This window comes from Sulfurospirillum sp. 1307, assembly GCF_054408545.1.
On sequence record NZ_CP176011.1, the window covers coordinates 329,281 to 343,479 of the forward strand.

Consider the following 14,199-nt stretch of genomic DNA (forward strand, 5'->3'; position numbering starts at 1 on the left):
TAATCCAATAAAGTAAAATATATTTTACAAAGGCTATATTATGAAGTTAGATATTGATATTTTGAATAAAATAAGTATTTTATGTGTTGAAGATGAACCTCAAACACTTGAGCAATTAACTTTGTCATTAGAAAGCTTTTGTAAAGAGTTTTATAGTGCTACAAATGGCGAAGAGGCTATTAAAATTTTAAAAAACAAAAGTATTGATGTAGTAATTACAGATATAAAAATGCCAAAAATTGATGGACTAGAGCTTTTAGAGTTTACTAAAAATAATTTTAAAGAAACTAAAGTAATCCTAGTTAGTGCTTATTCTGAAACAGAGTTTCTTTTAAAAACAATAAAACTAAAAGCAGATGGTTGTATACTAAAACCAATAAATCTACAAGAACTTTTTTCAATAATTACAAAAAATGTTATAGATAAGGTAATAGAAAAAGAGGCTGATAATAAAGATAATTTAGTAAAGTTTTTAAGAATAATTGGCGGTAAAAGAGTTCAAATTTTAGAATATATTTTAGAGCACAAAAATGAAAATGATGAATTTATAGGTACCTATGATGAAATAACCAAAGAGTTAAATTCATCAAAACCTACAGTGGTTAATACTTTTAAATCCCTCATTGAAGAGGGAATATTAGATCGAATTAAAAATGGACACTATAAAATAAAGAATTTATTTTAAGTACCCACTAAAACTCTCAATAATTAATGATTTTGTTGTAGTTTTTATCTCTTTTAAAAGCAAATCTAACTCACTTGGTTTTCTCCAAATAGGTATGTCAACATAGCTTATCTCTTCAAGCTCTTTTTTAGCAATAGCTAAAGAGCCAATTTCATCAATAAGTTTGTGAGCTTTTGCCTTTTTTGCTATAAAAACCCTTGCATTTGCAAAGTCTTTAGCTTTTTCTTTTTGGAGTCCCCTTGCAGTTGATACATCTTCTACAAACATATCATATGCATCATTTATAAGCTCTTTTAAGGCAGATTTTTCCTTTTCATTCCAAGCTCTTGTAAATGTCCCTATTTGCTTGTATTCACCTGCTGTTATAACTTGCTCTTTTATCCCTATCTTATCAGCAAGTGGCTTTATGTTTGGAGCTTGAAAAAGAACACCAATTGAGCCAATAAAAGCGCCTGGATTTGCTATGATTTTTCTAGTCCAAATAGAAGCATAATAACTCCCACTAGCCATAGTTCCAAGAGCATAAGCAATAACTGGTTTTTTTTCATTTAACCTTTTGATAGCCATACTAAGCTCAACTGAAGGAGCAAGTGCGCCACCTGGGGAATTGACTAGCAATAATACCCCTTTTATATTTTCATCATTATTTGCCTCATCAATTTCATTTAATATTTTTTCAATATTTAAAATCTCTCCTTCAAGCCTTATTGTCATAAGATTTGGTTTTGTTATAACTTCTTGGTTAAATGGGCTAAATAAAACAAATAACAAAAGAATAAAAAGCATAGCTTTAAAATGGTTGTTAATATAACTAATAACTTTTCCAATCCATCTAAATATAATCATATCTCATCTCCCGCTATGTAAACTTGTTTAGCAAATTTTGTATAAAGTATAAGATTTAATGCCAAATTTTCTTCACTCGGTACTTCACATACTATAAAATCAGCTAGTTTTCCCTTTTGTATAATTCCAGCATTTAAGCTTAAAGCATTTGCAGCATTACATGTAGACATTTTTAAAAGCAGACTTGCTAGCTTATTTAAATCACCTTTAAAATGCATCATAAGAGCCATTCGCATCTCATCCCATAAACTAAGTGAGTTATTGGAGCTTAAACCATCAGTTCCTAAAGTTAGCATATCTTGTGGTATATCTTCAATCTCTAATCTATCACTTCCTAATAGTCTGTTTGATACAGGACAATGAGTTATATATCCATTAAGCTCTTTTATCTTTTCAATCTCTTCTTTATTTGCAAAGACACAATGAGTAAATAGTGTTTTTATATCTTTAAACTGTTCAATGTACTTTATTGGGTTTATCATAGGCTTTGCATTTTTATCAAAATTGTCAAAAAATTCTCTAAATTCACCATTTGCACTATCTATCCAATCTCTCTCAGCTTTGCTTTCCATAAAATGAGTTGAAACAATATAACCTCTCTTTTTTGCTATATCAAGAGCATTTTTTGCTAAAATTGGATGGGTTGAGTAAGGAGAATGAATTGAAATTGCTGGGATTAATCTATCATCTTCATTATCTTCACAAACTCTGAGCCTATGTTTAAAGTCTTCAAAAAGTATATCTACACTATCTGGTCTGCTTCCTAAAATTTCATTGAAGAAAAAAACTCTTTGAGAGGAGTTTTTACAAGCATTAAAATCTTTACCAAAACTACTAATCGCACCAATCGTAGTTGTACCAGTTTTTAGCATTAATTTTAATTGCTTATTTATAACTTCATCATTACATATAGAGAGTAAATTCTCTCTTTTTTGAATGACAGAATTTAACCAGCCAATAAAACTTCCAAAGTTTAAAATACCTTTGTTTGAGCTAAACTCTAAATGCACATGAGGATTTATGAGTCCTGGCATAATTAGATGATTTTTGGGTAAATTTATAACTTCAGCTTCGGGGTATTTTTCTTCTAAAATTTCTCTTTTATCTATATCCAAGATTATTTCATCAAAACAAATTGCTTTATTTTTTAGTATTTCAAATTTATCATTACATGTAAGAATATAATCTGCACTAATTATCTTCAAAGAAATTCCTTTTATACCAAATCCAATATACCAAGTATACGCTAAACGAGTATATGTCATTATAGTGCAAGGCAAAACTATGCAGGAGCTACTGGTAGCTTCAAATAGTTTTAACGAAGCAATATGATGTCATATACTCGCCCTAAGGGTAATAAATACGCCATCATCTGCCTGCGTTAAATCTTTTTGAATTAACTGGGTTAGTCCTCCAAAGATTTGCCTTGCAGCTAATAGCGTATTTATTATTTATCGTATGCTTGGTCTATTGGATTTGGTATTATTTTTTTATGATTATACTAAAATTATGTTAAGTATTGGTATAATGATAAAAATTTTTAAAGTAAAGGTGATACATGAAAATTGTAGTAATTCAAGGACCAAATCTTAATCTTTTAGGACACCGTGAACAAAATATTTACGGACCAATGAAGCTAGAAGAAATCCATACACAAATGGAAAATATAGCAAAACAAAATGGATTAGAGATAGAGTTTTTTCAATCAAATTTAGAAGGTGAAATTGTAGATAGGATTCAAGAGTGTATTGGTGATGCAGATGGAATTATCATAAATCCAGCAGCATATTCTCATACTTCAATAGCAATAAGAGATGCAATAGCTGCGTCTAATATGCCAGTTGTTGAAGTTCACATTAGCAACATTCACAGAAGAGAAGAGTTTAGACACACTTCAATAACTGCTCCAGTTTGTACAGGACAAATTGTAGGTTTTGGACCATTTGGTTACCATTTAGCTATGATTTCTATGACTCAAATTTTAGGAGAAATTGAAGCTGTAAGAAAAGCTCAAGAACAACAAAAGGATAGCTAATGAACTTCATGCTAAGGGATGAAAATGCTATCTATTATGAGTGTGGATTTTCTTGCGATAATGTAGTTTTTTTAAAATTTGGAAGTGAAGCTTTTTTCATAACTGATAGTAGGTATGAAACTGAAGCTTTAGAGTACATAAAAAATGCAAAAGTAGTTATCGCTGAGCGAAGAAACATGTATCCAACTGTTGTTGAGCATATAAAAAATGCAAAAATTAAAGAGATAGTGTTTAATCCTTTTGAGTGGAGTGTTGCTTCTTTTAATGCAATTGCCAAAGATTTAAGTGATATTGAGTTTAAAGAAGAGCCAAATTTTTCACAAAAAAGACGAATAATTAAGAGTGAAGAAGAGCTTGATATACTAAGAGATGCTTCTAGTTTTGGCTCTCGTGCATTTGATAGATTTGCCAAGTTTTTAAATGAATCTGGATTGGGACTTAGTGAGCAAAGACTTCATTATGAGGCTGAGAGAATTTTAAAAGATGAAGGTAAATTTGGTCTTAGTTTCTCTCCAATTTTAGCTTTTGGTGCAAATGCAGCAAAGTGCCATGCTTTACCACTAGAGAAAACTTTAGAGATAAATGAGTTAGTGTTATTTGATGCAGGGGTAACTTACAAAAGATACTGTTCAGATAGAACAAGAACTGCTGAATTTAGCGGAAACCTAAATTTTAGCAAAACTCAAAGCTTTAGTGATGCTACTCGTCAAAAAGTTTATGATACAGTCTTAAGAGCACAAGAAGCTGGTATAAAAACTGCAAAAGCTGGTATAAAAGCTTGTGAAGTTGATAAAGCTTGTAGAGATGTTATAGAAGAGGCTGGATATGGTGAGTATTTTATACACTCAACTGGACATGGAGTTGGTTTGGATATCCATGAGCTTCCTGTAATCTCAGCTCAAAGTGAAACAATTCTTGAAGAGGGTATGGTTTTTACAATTGAGCCAGGAATTTATCTGCCAGGTGAGCTTGGTGTTAGAATTGAAGATACTGTTATAATAGATTCAAATGGATGTGAGGTTATTGGTAAGTGACATTTTTTTATGATAGGTTTTTTCCTATTTGTAAGTCAAAAACCAATAGATTTAAAAATAAGGTGGTAGTAGGAATTGGTGGAAATGAAGGAGATGTGAAAAAAAGATTTAAGCATCTTTATCTTTATTTTCAAAGAAACTCTTTAGTATATGTTGAAGAGACTTCACCAATTTTAAAAAATCCACCTTTTGGTTACTTGGATCAAGATGATTTTTATAATGCCATTATGGTTATAAAAACTTCTCTTGCTCCAAGAGCATTTTTAAAATTTCTTTTACATGTAGAAAAAATTTTTAAAAGAAAAAGAAGTTTTAAAAATGCTCCTAGGACCTTGGATTTAGATATAATATTTTTTAACAATATTAAGTTAAATACAAGAGAGTTGCAAATACCTCATAAATATTGGTATAAAAGAGACTCAGTGGTTTTACCACTGCTAAAATTAAAAAGGAAGATATAGGTGAAATTTCTAACCTTTAGTGCTGAGACTCCAGCTGCAGCTTTAAAGCAGGCTCAAATTGAATGTGGCGAAGACGCATTGGTGGTAAGTACAAAACAGATTAAGAAAAAAACTCTAAATACTCCTTCGTTATACGAAGTAGTAGTTGCCGTTGAGGATTCAAAAGTACCAGAAAAACCAAAAAAGAAACCAACTAGGCAAAGTAGTGAAGATGTTCTAATCAATATAAGTGAAGCTGCAAAGCAAATTTCAAAAATTGCAAAAGTTACAGAAAACTCTATACCTTCACAAGAAAATAAAGTAAAAAGTAAAATAAAAATAGAAGAAAAAAGGAAAAAACTTGAAGATGTGGATGTTGGGGATATAAAAGAAGAGATAACAAAACTTGCAGATAAGATAAAATTGATTCAAGAAATGTTTTGGGAAGAAAAAGCTCCGGCTAGAAATAATCTTGCAATTCCACCTGAGTTTTCTGAGATTTATAAGCTAGCAAGAACTAGTGGTATGGGACCTGACCATCTTGATAACATAATGAAATTAACACTAGAGCATATGCCTCAAAAAATGAGACATAGTAGTGAGTCTATTAAAAGGTATTTTCAAGTACTTCTTAGAAAAATGGTTCCAGTAAGACATGAAAGTGAAGTCCCAAGAGGAAGCAAAAGACTAATGATGTTTGTAGGGCCTACTGGTGTTGGAAAGACTACAACAATAGCAAAATTAGCTGCTAGGTATTCTTACTTAAAAGAAAAGAGAGATAAAGTAGGAATAATTACTTTAGATACTTATAGAATTGGTGCAGTTGAGCAATTGTTTCAATATGCAAAGATGATGAAACTTCCTATCGAAGATGTTGTTGATCCAAATGATTTTAACAATGCTCTTAGAAGTTTAAATCACTGCAATGTAATTTTAATAGATACTGTTGGAAGTAGTCAGTATGACAAAGAAAAACTATCAAAATTAAATACTTTTATACAAAACAGTGATTATGAGATTGATGTGAATTTGGTTTTATCAGCTGGAAATAAATTGGAAGATTTAAGAGAGATTTATGACAATTTTTCATTTTTAAATATAGATACACTTGTTTTTACAAAATTTGATGAAACAAAGACATTTGGTACAGTTTTTTCTTTGATTTATGATATAGATAGACCAGTTAGTTACTTTTCAGTTGGTCAAGAAGTACCAGATGATATAGTAGTTGCAAATAGCGACTTTTTAGTGGAGTGTATGCTCAATGGTTTTAAAAGGAAGCAAGAAGATGCAAACTCAAGCAAATAAACTTCAAAAAATTGTAAGTACAAGTACAAACAATAAAAAGAAAAAAAATACTAAATTTATAGCAATTACAAGTGGAAAAGGTGGAGTTGGCAAAAGTACATTAAGTGCAAATATGGCTAATATCTTAGCTCTTAATGGATACAAAGTTGGACTTTTTGATGCTGATATTGGGCTTGCTAATTTAGATGTAATTTTAAAAGTATCTATTGATAAAAATATTCTTCATGTTTTAAAAGGAGAAGCTACTTTAGAAGATATAATTGTTCAAGTAAAAAAGAATCTTATTTTAATCCCAGGAGAAAGTGGAGATGAGATTTTAAAATTTAATGATCAATTTTTATATGAGAGGTTTTTTGAGGAAACCACTATGCTTGATGATTTAGATTTTCTAATCATTGATACAGGAGCTGGAATTGGAGGACACACTCAACTATTTTTAGAGGCAGCTGATGAGGTTATAGTTGTGACTGTGCCTGACCCTGCTGCAATTACTGATGCATATGCTACTATAAAAATAACAGCAAAAGTTAAAGATACAATTCATTTAGTTTTAAATATGACAAAAAGCTCGAAAGAAGCAACTTTGATTTACGATAAGATAAGTAAGGTTGCAATGGCAAATATAGCAAATCTAAATTTAAATTTACTTGGTTCATTAAATGATGATAAAATCATAGCAAAGAGCATAAAACAAAGGACACTTTTTACTGATGATGCACCAAATAGTACAGCTACACTTGACATGAAGAGAATAACAAATAACCTTATATATAGGCTGGAACGAAAAGTGCTTGATAATTCTAACCAAAGAGGCTTTGGAAGTTTTATAAAGAGTCTTATTGATAAATTTTAGAAGGTAAAAGTAGTGATAAGTTCAGAGAATTTTATATATTTTTTTACTGTTTGCGGTTTTTTTATTGGACTTGTTTTTAGCATATTGAACTTTACTCAAGCAGAAGATGTTATATTATATACTGCTGAGATAACACTGTTTTTTTATCTTTTTATACATGTAGTAGTTATGAATTTTGTTGATATCAAGAGGTTTAGCAAGGCACTTTTTAATAAAAAAGAGTATGAAGAAATAAGTGATTATTTTGTGAGTGAATTAGACAGTAGAGAAAAAAGAATGGATAGCTTACTTTTAGAAGTAGAAAAAATGAATCAAAAATATGAAGAAGCAATAAAAAATAATGTGCGTAAGAAAAAGATGAAAAAAGATGGCGCAAAAGTTGCAGCATAACCCATATATTGATCATATAAAAAAGGAACAAGATAATTTAGTTTTACAATATATGCCAGCACTAAGAGCAATGGCTTATAAATTAAAAGAGAGATTGCCAAGTTCAGTTGATGTAAATGATTTGATTTCTATCGGAACTGAAGAGATGATAAAACTCTCTAGAAGATATGACAAAGAGCAAAATGACTCTTTTTGGGGGTATGGTAGGCAAAGGGTTTATGGCTCTATGTTAGATTATTTAAGAAGTTTAGATGTTATAAGTAGAAGTGATAGAAGATTAATAAAAGCAGTTGATAGAGAGATAGATAAATACCTAAGTGAGCATGAAGAAGAACCTGATAGTGCATATTTAGCTGAAGTATTAGATGAAAGTATAGAAAAAATAGAAAATGCAAGAAATGGTGTGAAAGTAGTGTCAGTTATGCCAATAAACGAGCAAATGACAATACTTTCAGACAAAGAGGATACTATCTTAAAAGTTGAACAAGATGAACTTATAGAGATAGTACAAAAAATTTTAAGTAAATTTGATGAGAGAGAGGGATTGATTATTCAGTTATACTATTTTGAAGAGTTAAATCTTAAAGAGATTAGTTCTATTTTAAATATAAGTGAATCAAGAATATCTCAAATTCATAAGAAATTACTTAAAAAAATAAGAGAAGAGTTGAGCCATGGCTGATATATTAAGTCAAGAAGAAATTGATGCCCTTTTAGAAGTTGTTGAAGAAGAAGGGGACGCATCTGTTGCTGAAAGTATTTCGGCTAACGATGATAGACAAATAATACTTTATGATTTTAAAAGGCCAAATAGAGTTTCAAAAGAACAGCTTCGTGCAGTTAAAGGGATTCATGATAAGATGGCAAGAAACCTAGCTGCTCAAATTTCTTCAATAATGAGAAGTATTGTAGAAATCCAACTGCACTCAGTAGACCAAATGACTTATGGTGAATTTTTGATGAGTTTGCCTAGTCCTACTAGCTTTAATGTTTTTTCAATTAAACCACTCGATGGAAGTTGTGTAATAGAGATAAACCCTTCTATCGCATTTCCAATGATTGATAGGCTTTTAGGAGGCTTGGGTGAGTCTTTTGAAGCAACAAGAGAGTTAACTGATATTGAACTTAATCTTTTAGATGCGATATTAAGAATAGTTATGCAAAGATTAAAAGAGGCTTGGGGTCCAATCACAGATATGTATCCTGTTGTTGAAACAAAAGAGTCAAGTCCAAATGTAGTTCAAGTAGTTTCACAAAACGAAATTGTAATAATGGTTGTAATGGAAATCATTATTGGTAATTCAAGTGGAATGATTAACTTATGTTATCCGGTTATCTATCTTGAGCCAATTTTATCTCGTTTGGCAAATCGTGATATAATGCTTGGTGAAACTAGCGCTAAAAAAAGTAGAAACAAAGAGTTAAACGCATTGGTTAGTAGAGCTGAAGTGTTTACTGAAGCTATTATTGGAAAAGCTGAGCTTAGTGTCGGAGAATTACTTGATTTGGAACAAGGTGATGTGATTAGACTAGATAGACCAGCTGATGATCATGCAATAATTTCTATAGATAAAAAAGATTTATTTTTCGCAGAAATTGGTTTGCATAGATTTAGGAAATCCATAAAAATAGAAGAATTGATTAGAACAGACAAAGATGAAGTTAAATCGGCATTAGAAAAAATAGAGATGAAGAGAATGGAAAAGATTTATTCATCTAATGATGAAGAAGAAGATGAAAGTGTCTCTTTTTAGTTTATATAGGATAGGTATAACATGGTAGCAGAATTTTTAAAAATTTTACAAAATGAAATAGTTTCAACAATTGAAGGCTTAACAGGTATTGCTCCTAGTGTTGAACTTCAAAGTGATTTGTCTTCTGATAGTAAAGAGGTACTTAGCCCTCCTTTAGCATTAATTGATGTCAGTATTAGTGGAGATGTAAATGCTAAGATGAGAGTATGTGTAGCATCTGTCTTAGCAACAGCTATTGGCGATATGATGTTAGGAGGAGAAGGTGTTGAAAAAGAAGAAATGGATGATGATGATTTAGATGCTACTAAAGAGATAGTATCAAATATATTAGGCTCTTTTTCTACCTCTCTTGGCGGTCAAAAAAATATGCCTAAACTTTCATTTAGTGTTGATGATATTAGATATGTCGAGCCAACCGGTGATGCAGGCTTTAATGGCTTTGAAAAGGTATATATATATAATTTAAGTATACAAAGCACAACTGATAATATTGCTTTTATGATAGACAAAGAACTTTTAAGTATTTTAGACAAAGAAAGTGCTACTAAGAGTGCACCTGATAGTGTTGTTTCTGAAGATAGTGCACAACCACAACCATCATCTTCTACTAGTCTATCAAAAGAAGAAATCAAAAATATTGAGCTTATAAAAGATGTTAAACTTCCAATAAGAGTCAGAATTGGATCTAAAAAAATGCTTTTAAAAGATGTTTTAAGCATGGATATAGGCTCAGTTATAGAATTAGAACAATTAGCAAACGATCCACTTGATATATTAGTTGGAGATAAAGTCATTGCACAAGGTGAAGTTGTAATCATAGATGGAAACTTTGGGGTACAAATTACAGAAATTGGTACAAAAAGAGAGAGATTAGAAAAACTTAGATAGACTCTCATCACAGATTTTAATTTAAAATTTTATATATCTTTAATCAAATATAGTTAGAATTATAAGTCTATCTGTATTTAGGAGGGATGTATGAAATTTGGATTTAAAAATAAAATTTATATAGCAGTGGCTATAATCTTAATATCTAGTTTATTGGCAAGTAATATTTTTAGTTATTTATCTTCAAAAAACATGATTAAAAAGCAAATAAACAATACTCTTAACTCTTTGGTTCTTTCAAATGCTGATGCTATTAATGACTTTTTAGCTTTTAAGCATGATGTATTGATAAATTTATCACATGAATTAAAAAATCCAGCATATTTATCAGATTCAAAAATTTTAAAAAAATTAGAACTTTTTAATAAAGTTATGAAATCAAATGATGTATTTATAGGGTTTGAAGAAGATGGAAGGTTTTTGAGTGCTTCGTCTGAAGGAAGGCTTTTAGGTGACAGTTATGATCCTAGGAAAAAACCTTGGTATAAGATGGTAAAATTAGCAAATAATGATATAGTTACAGATCCCTTTATCGACGAAATTACAAAGAAAAAATCATTTGCATTTGGAGTTAAAATAAAAGGAGAAGATACTGATTTTGGTGGAGTATTGGCTTGTATAAATGATTTTTCTTTAATAGAGCCAGAGATAAATAAAATAAAAGTAGATGGTGGATATGCTATACTGCTAGATTCTAAAAACAAAATATTAGTACACCCTAAAAAAGAACTTATCGGTAAAAAATTATCTGAATTGAGTAATTCTCTAGTTCGGTTAGATAAGATGTTAGAAAAAACTAAAAGTGGAATGTATGAGTACACTTTTAATGACAATGACAGGATATTAGCTTATGCTACTATATCAGAGACAAACTGGAAACTTTTAGTAACTACAAGTAAAAATATTGTTTATAAAGATATAGATGATCAATTTAGTAAAAATATTCTGATTACATTAGCTTTTACTGTTTTTGGCACTGCTTTAATAGTTTTTATTTTAGCAAAACTTTTTGTTCCTATTACAAATCTGAAAAACATGATAAATGCACTTGCAACTAAAGATGCAGATCTTACTTCTAGGATTGAGATAAAAGGCGAAGATATAATTGCTCAGATGGGTAAAGATATCAATATTTTTATTGAAAAATTGCAAAACCTACTAGTAAATACAAAAAATGCAAGTAATGAAAATGCCACAATTTCGGCGCAGCTTAGCTCAACCACTCAAGAAGTTGGTAAAAGAGTAGAAGATGAGAGCAATATAATAACACAAATAAGCAATGAAAGTAAAAACCTTCACGATTTATTACAAGGTTCACTAGTAGATGCTAGAAAATCTGATGAAAATTTGAAAGTATCAAATGATATTCTTTTTGAAGTTCAAGGTGATATAGAAGCTTTACATGTAAAGCTAAATGAAACTTCCATAAAAGATGTTGAATTGGCTCAAAAATTGAATCAAACAAGTCAAAGTACAACAGAAATAAGAGAAGTTTTGAGTGTTATAAATGATATAGCTGATCAAACAAACCTATTAGCATTAAACGCAGCAATAGAAGCAGCTCGTGCTGGTGAACATGGACGTGGTTTTGCTGTTGTTGCTGATGAAGTAAGGCAATTAGCAGAAAAAACACAAAAATCATTGACTGAGATAAACTCAACAATCAATGTTGTGGTACAATCTGTCCAAGAAGTTAGTTCTGATATGGATGACTCTTCTAAAGAGATATTAAAAATTTCTCAAAATGGAGAGGAGTTAAATAAAAAAGTTGATAATGCAGTTTCTACGATGATTGAAACTACGAAAATCACTAAAAAAACAATTGAGAGTTACATACAAACAGTAGATAACTTAGAAAATATTGTTAAAGAGTTGGATAATGTAGATAGGCTATCAAACAGCAATTTTAAAAGTATTGAAGAGATTTCAGATGCAAGTGAGCATTTAAATAGTTTGACTGAAGAGTTAAACAATGAATTAAAGCGATATAATACATAAAAAATAGAAAGAGAAAAATGTCAAAAATATTAGTAGCGATGAGTGGAGGAGTAGATTCAACTGTAACGGCTTACAAATTAAAAGAAGCTGGACATGAAATACAAGGAGTTTATTTAAAACTTCATAATGATGAAGAGTACCATAAAGAAAATATTAGAAAAGTAAAAAAAGTAAGTGACTTTTTAGGTATAAAACACCATGTTTTAGATCTACAAGACAAGTTTAATGACTTTGTTTATGAGCCATTTATAAATAACTATAAAGTAGGACTTACTCCAAACCCTTGTATATTGTGTAATCGAAATATAAAATTAGGAGCTCTTATTGATTTTGCAAAAGAGCTTGGTATGGATAAGCTTGCAACTGGTCACTATGTAAGAATTATTGATGGTTTTATAACTGAAGCTGTTGATATGAGTAAAGACCAAAGTTATTTTCTAGCAAATGTGAAAAAAGAAAATCTATCTTTTGTAGAGTTTCCATTGGGTGAAATGTATAAAGAAGATGTTAAAAAATTTGCTTCTACAATAGAAGTTTTAAAAGAGTTTTCAAAACAAAAAGAGAGTAGCGAAATCTGTTTTGTACCCGATAGCTATACTGAAGTTTTAAAAAAACATATGGATATAGATAAACCAGGAAATGTTTTAAATACAAAAGGTGAAATAGTGGGTGAACATAAGGGGTATATGCACTATACTATTGGAAAACGAAGAGGATTTAGTGTAAAAGGCGCACATGAGCCTCACTATGTAGTATCGATAAATGCACAAAAAAATGAGATTGTTGTTGGCCTAAAAGAAGATTTAAATGTTAAGGAATTTAAAGTTAAAGACATCAATATGTTTGTTGATGACAAAGATTTTGAGTGTTCTGTTAAAATAAGATATAGAAGTCCTAAGACAAGTTGTAGTGTACATGTAGATGGTTTGAATGCAACTGTAAAGTTGTATGAGGATGTTCAGGGTTTAGCTGCTGGACAAATGGCAGTTTTTTATAGAGAAAATCAAGTTATTGGTGGTGGTTGGATAGAATGATTGAAAATATCCTAAAAGAGATTCAAGAAGAGATAAAACCTTATTTGACTAAGGGTAAAGTTGCTGATTATATTCCAGCTCTTGCTAGAGTAAATGCTGATGAATTTGCAATGAGCATTCATACAATAGATGGAAAAACTTATAGTATAGGCGCAAGTGATAAAAAGTTTTCGATTCAAAGTATTTCAAAAGTTTTTACATTTGTTCAAGTTATTGACCTATATGGAAAACATTTGTTAGAAAGGCTTGGATTAGAGCCATCTGGCAATCCTTTTAACTCTCTAGTTCAGCTAGAATATGAAAATGGAATTCCTAGGAACCCCTTTATAAACGCTGGTGCTATAGTTTTAGCCGATATGTTACTTAGCAAATATAAAGAAAAAACCTTTGAACATATATTGGAATTTGTACAAGAGGTTAGCAATAACAAAAATATATCTTACAGTGATGAAGTTTATAAATCTGAAAAATTAAATGGTTATAGAAATTATGCACTAGTTAGTTTAATGAAAAGCTTTGGAAATATAAAAAATCACAGTGGTGATGTTATGAGTACTTATTTTAAGCATTGCTCAATCGAAATGAGTACAAATGAGTTAAGCAGAGCGATGCTATTTTTAGCAAATCACGGAGTTGATCCTGTAACAAAAAAAAGATTTTTAACTATTTCTCAATCTAAAAGGGTAAGTGCAGTAATGCTTACTTGTGGCCATTACGACGCATCTGGTGATTTTGCTTTTAGAGTTGGATTGCCTGGAAAAAGTGGTGTTGGTGGCGGAATTGTAGCTGTAATTCCAGATAAAATGGCCATATCTGTTTACTCTCCTAGATTAAACAAAAATGGAAATTCATTAGCTGGGACCAAGGCTTTAGAGCTTTTTACTACAAAAAGTGGATTATCTATTTTTTAGATAATCCACCTTATTGTAATTTA

Annotated in this window: 15 protein-coding genes; 13 read left to right on the forward strand and 2 right to left on the reverse strand. The window is 30.4% G+C overall.

All coding sequences use genetic code 11. The features are described from left to right. Nucleotides 1-40 precede the first annotated feature (40 nt). Nucleotides 41-685, forward strand: a complete 645-nt coding sequence (locus tag ACKGJI_RS01750) for a response regulator (RefSeq protein ID WP_458700842.1) — start codon at nucleotides 41-43, stop codon at nucleotides 683-685. Here ACKGJI_RS01750 and sppA read toward each other — a convergent pair. Together sppA and mqnF are read right to left on the reverse strand one after the other, a co-directional pair. Beyond that, a complete protein-coding gene (gene sppA / locus ACKGJI_RS01755) occupies nucleotides 677-1,531 on the reverse strand; it encodes a signal peptide peptidase SppA (RefSeq protein WP_458700843.1) in 855 nt (284 codons plus the stop codon). The genes ACKGJI_RS01750 and sppA overlap by 9 nt on opposite strands. Beyond that, the gene (gene mqnF / locus ACKGJI_RS01760; RefSeq protein ID WP_458700844.1) at nucleotides 1,528-2,736 is read right to left on the reverse strand and encodes an aminofutalosine deaminase family hydrolase; all 1,209 of its coding nucleotides are present in this window, start codon (nucleotides 2,734-2,736) and stop codon (nucleotides 1,528-1,530) included. The genes sppA and mqnF overlap by 4 nt, the downstream gene beginning before the upstream one ends. Nucleotides 2,737-3,089: 353 nt before the next feature. On the opposite strand from mqnF, the gene aroQ reads away from it, so the two are divergent. The 12 genes from aroQ to ACKGJI_RS01820 all read left to right on the forward strand — a co-directional run bounded on the left by aroQ (nucleotide 3,090) and on the right by ACKGJI_RS01820 (nucleotide 14,176). Next, nucleotides 3,090-3,566, forward strand: coding sequence for a type II 3-dehydroquinate dehydratase (gene aroQ, locus ACKGJI_RS01765; RefSeq protein ID WP_458700845.1), 477 nt, complete (start codon nucleotides 3,090-3,092; stop codon nucleotides 3,564-3,566). After that, on the forward strand, nucleotides 3,566-4,600 hold the full coding sequence (locus tag ACKGJI_RS01770; RefSeq protein ID WP_458700846.1) for a M24 family metallopeptidase: 1,035 nt from the start codon (nucleotides 3,566-3,568) through the stop codon (nucleotides 4,598-4,600). The genes aroQ and ACKGJI_RS01770 overlap by 1 nt, the downstream gene beginning before the upstream one ends. Beyond that, nucleotides 4,597-5,061, forward strand: coding sequence for a 2-amino-4-hydroxy-6-hydroxymethyldihydropteridine diphosphokinase (gene folK / locus ACKGJI_RS01775; RefSeq protein WP_458700847.1), 465 nt, complete (start codon nucleotides 4,597-4,599; stop codon nucleotides 5,059-5,061). The genes ACKGJI_RS01770 and folK overlap by 4 nt, the downstream gene beginning before the upstream one ends. Further along, nucleotides 5,062-6,348, forward strand: coding sequence for a flagellar biosynthesis protein FlhF (gene flhF / locus ACKGJI_RS01780; protein WP_458700848.1), 1,287 nt, complete (start codon nucleotides 5,062-5,064; stop codon nucleotides 6,346-6,348). Next, the gene (locus ACKGJI_RS01785) at nucleotides 6,329-7,201 is read left to right on the forward strand and encodes a P-loop NTPase (RefSeq protein ID WP_458700849.1); all 873 of its coding nucleotides are present in this window, start codon (nucleotides 6,329-6,331) and stop codon (nucleotides 7,199-7,201) included. The genes flhF and ACKGJI_RS01785 overlap by 20 nt, the downstream gene beginning before the upstream one ends. 12 nt (nucleotides 7,202-7,213) lie before the next feature. Then, nucleotides 7,214-7,591 (forward strand): hypothetical protein, encoded by a 378-nt coding sequence (locus tag ACKGJI_RS01790; RefSeq protein ID WP_458700850.1) that lies wholly within the window; start codon nucleotides 7,214-7,216, stop codon nucleotides 7,589-7,591. After that, nucleotides 7,569-8,273, forward strand: coding sequence for an RNA polymerase sigma factor FliA (locus ACKGJI_RS01795; protein WP_458700851.1), 705 nt, complete (start codon nucleotides 7,569-7,571; stop codon nucleotides 8,271-8,273). The genes ACKGJI_RS01790 and ACKGJI_RS01795 overlap by 23 nt, the downstream gene beginning before the upstream one ends. Continuing rightward, nucleotides 8,266-9,345 (forward strand): flagellar motor switch protein FliM, encoded by a 1,080-nt coding sequence (gene fliM, locus ACKGJI_RS01800; RefSeq protein ID WP_458700852.1) that lies wholly within the window; start codon nucleotides 8,266-8,268, stop codon nucleotides 9,343-9,345. The genes ACKGJI_RS01795 and fliM overlap by 8 nt, the downstream gene beginning before the upstream one ends. Nucleotides 9,346-9,366: 21 nt before the next feature. Then, nucleotides 9,367-10,233: a flagellar motor switch protein FliY gene (gene fliY / locus ACKGJI_RS01805; protein ID WP_458700853.1), complete on the forward strand. Its 867-nt coding sequence runs from the start codon at nucleotides 9,367-9,369 to the stop codon at nucleotides 10,231-10,233. Nucleotides 10,234-10,323: 90 nt separating this feature from the next. Next, complete coding sequence (locus ACKGJI_RS01810; protein ID WP_458700854.1) at nucleotides 10,324-12,231, forward strand: methyl-accepting chemotaxis protein; 1,908 nt, start codon at nucleotides 10,324-10,326, stop codon at nucleotides 12,229-12,231. Between the two features lie 17 nt (nucleotides 12,232-12,248). Beyond that, nucleotides 12,249-13,265, forward strand: a complete 1,017-nt coding sequence (mnmA, locus tag ACKGJI_RS01815) for a tRNA 2-thiouridine(34) synthase MnmA (protein ID WP_458700855.1) — start codon at nucleotides 12,249-12,251, stop codon at nucleotides 13,263-13,265. Then, on the forward strand, nucleotides 13,262-14,176 hold the full coding sequence (locus tag ACKGJI_RS01820; protein ID WP_458701680.1) for a glutaminase: 915 nt from the start codon (nucleotides 13,262-13,264) through the stop codon (nucleotides 14,174-14,176). The genes mnmA and ACKGJI_RS01820 overlap by 4 nt, the downstream gene beginning before the upstream one ends. The last annotated feature ends 23 nt before the right edge of the window (nucleotides 14,177-14,199 follow it).

What these genes read in the sequence shown, in the direction of transcription:
- ACKGJI_RS01750 (WP_458700842.1), top strand. Translation starts at nt 41, where the DNA reads ATGAAGTTAGATATTGATATTTTGAATAAAATAAGTATTTTATGTGTT.
- sppA (WP_458700843.1), bottom strand. Translation starts at nt 1,531, where the DNA reads ATGATTATATTTAGATGGATTGGAAAAGTTATTAGTTATATTAACAAC.
- aroQ (WP_458700845.1), top strand. Translation starts at nt 3,090, where the DNA reads ATGAAAATTGTAGTAATTCAAGGACCAAATCTTAATCTTTTAGGACAC.
- ACKGJI_RS01770 (WP_458700846.1), top strand. Translation starts at nt 3,566, where the DNA reads ATGAACTTCATGCTAAGGGATGAAAATGCTATCTATTATGAGTGTGGA.
- ACKGJI_RS01785 (WP_458700849.1), top strand. Translation starts at nt 6,329, where the DNA reads ATGCAAACTCAAGCAAATAAACTTCAAAAAATTGTAAGTACAAGTACA.
- ACKGJI_RS01795 (WP_458700851.1), top strand. Translation starts at nt 7,569, where the DNA reads ATGGCGCAAAAGTTGCAGCATAACCCATATATTGATCATATAAAAAAG.
- fliM (WP_458700852.1), top strand. Translation starts at nt 8,266, where the DNA reads ATGGCTGATATATTAAGTCAAGAAGAAATTGATGCCCTTTTAGAAGTT.
- fliY (WP_458700853.1), top strand. Translation starts at nt 9,367, where the DNA reads ATGGTAGCAGAATTTTTAAAAATTTTACAAAATGAAATAGTTTCAACA.
- ACKGJI_RS01810 (WP_458700854.1), top strand. Translation starts at nt 10,324, where the DNA reads ATGAAATTTGGATTTAAAAATAAAATTTATATAGCAGTGGCTATAATC.
- mnmA (WP_458700855.1), top strand. Translation starts at nt 12,249, where the DNA reads ATGTCAAAAATATTAGTAGCGATGAGTGGAGGAGTAGATTCAACTGTA.
- ACKGJI_RS01820 (WP_458701680.1), top strand. Translation starts at nt 13,262, where the DNA reads ATGATTGAAAATATCCTAAAAGAGATTCAAGAAGAGATAAAACCTTAT.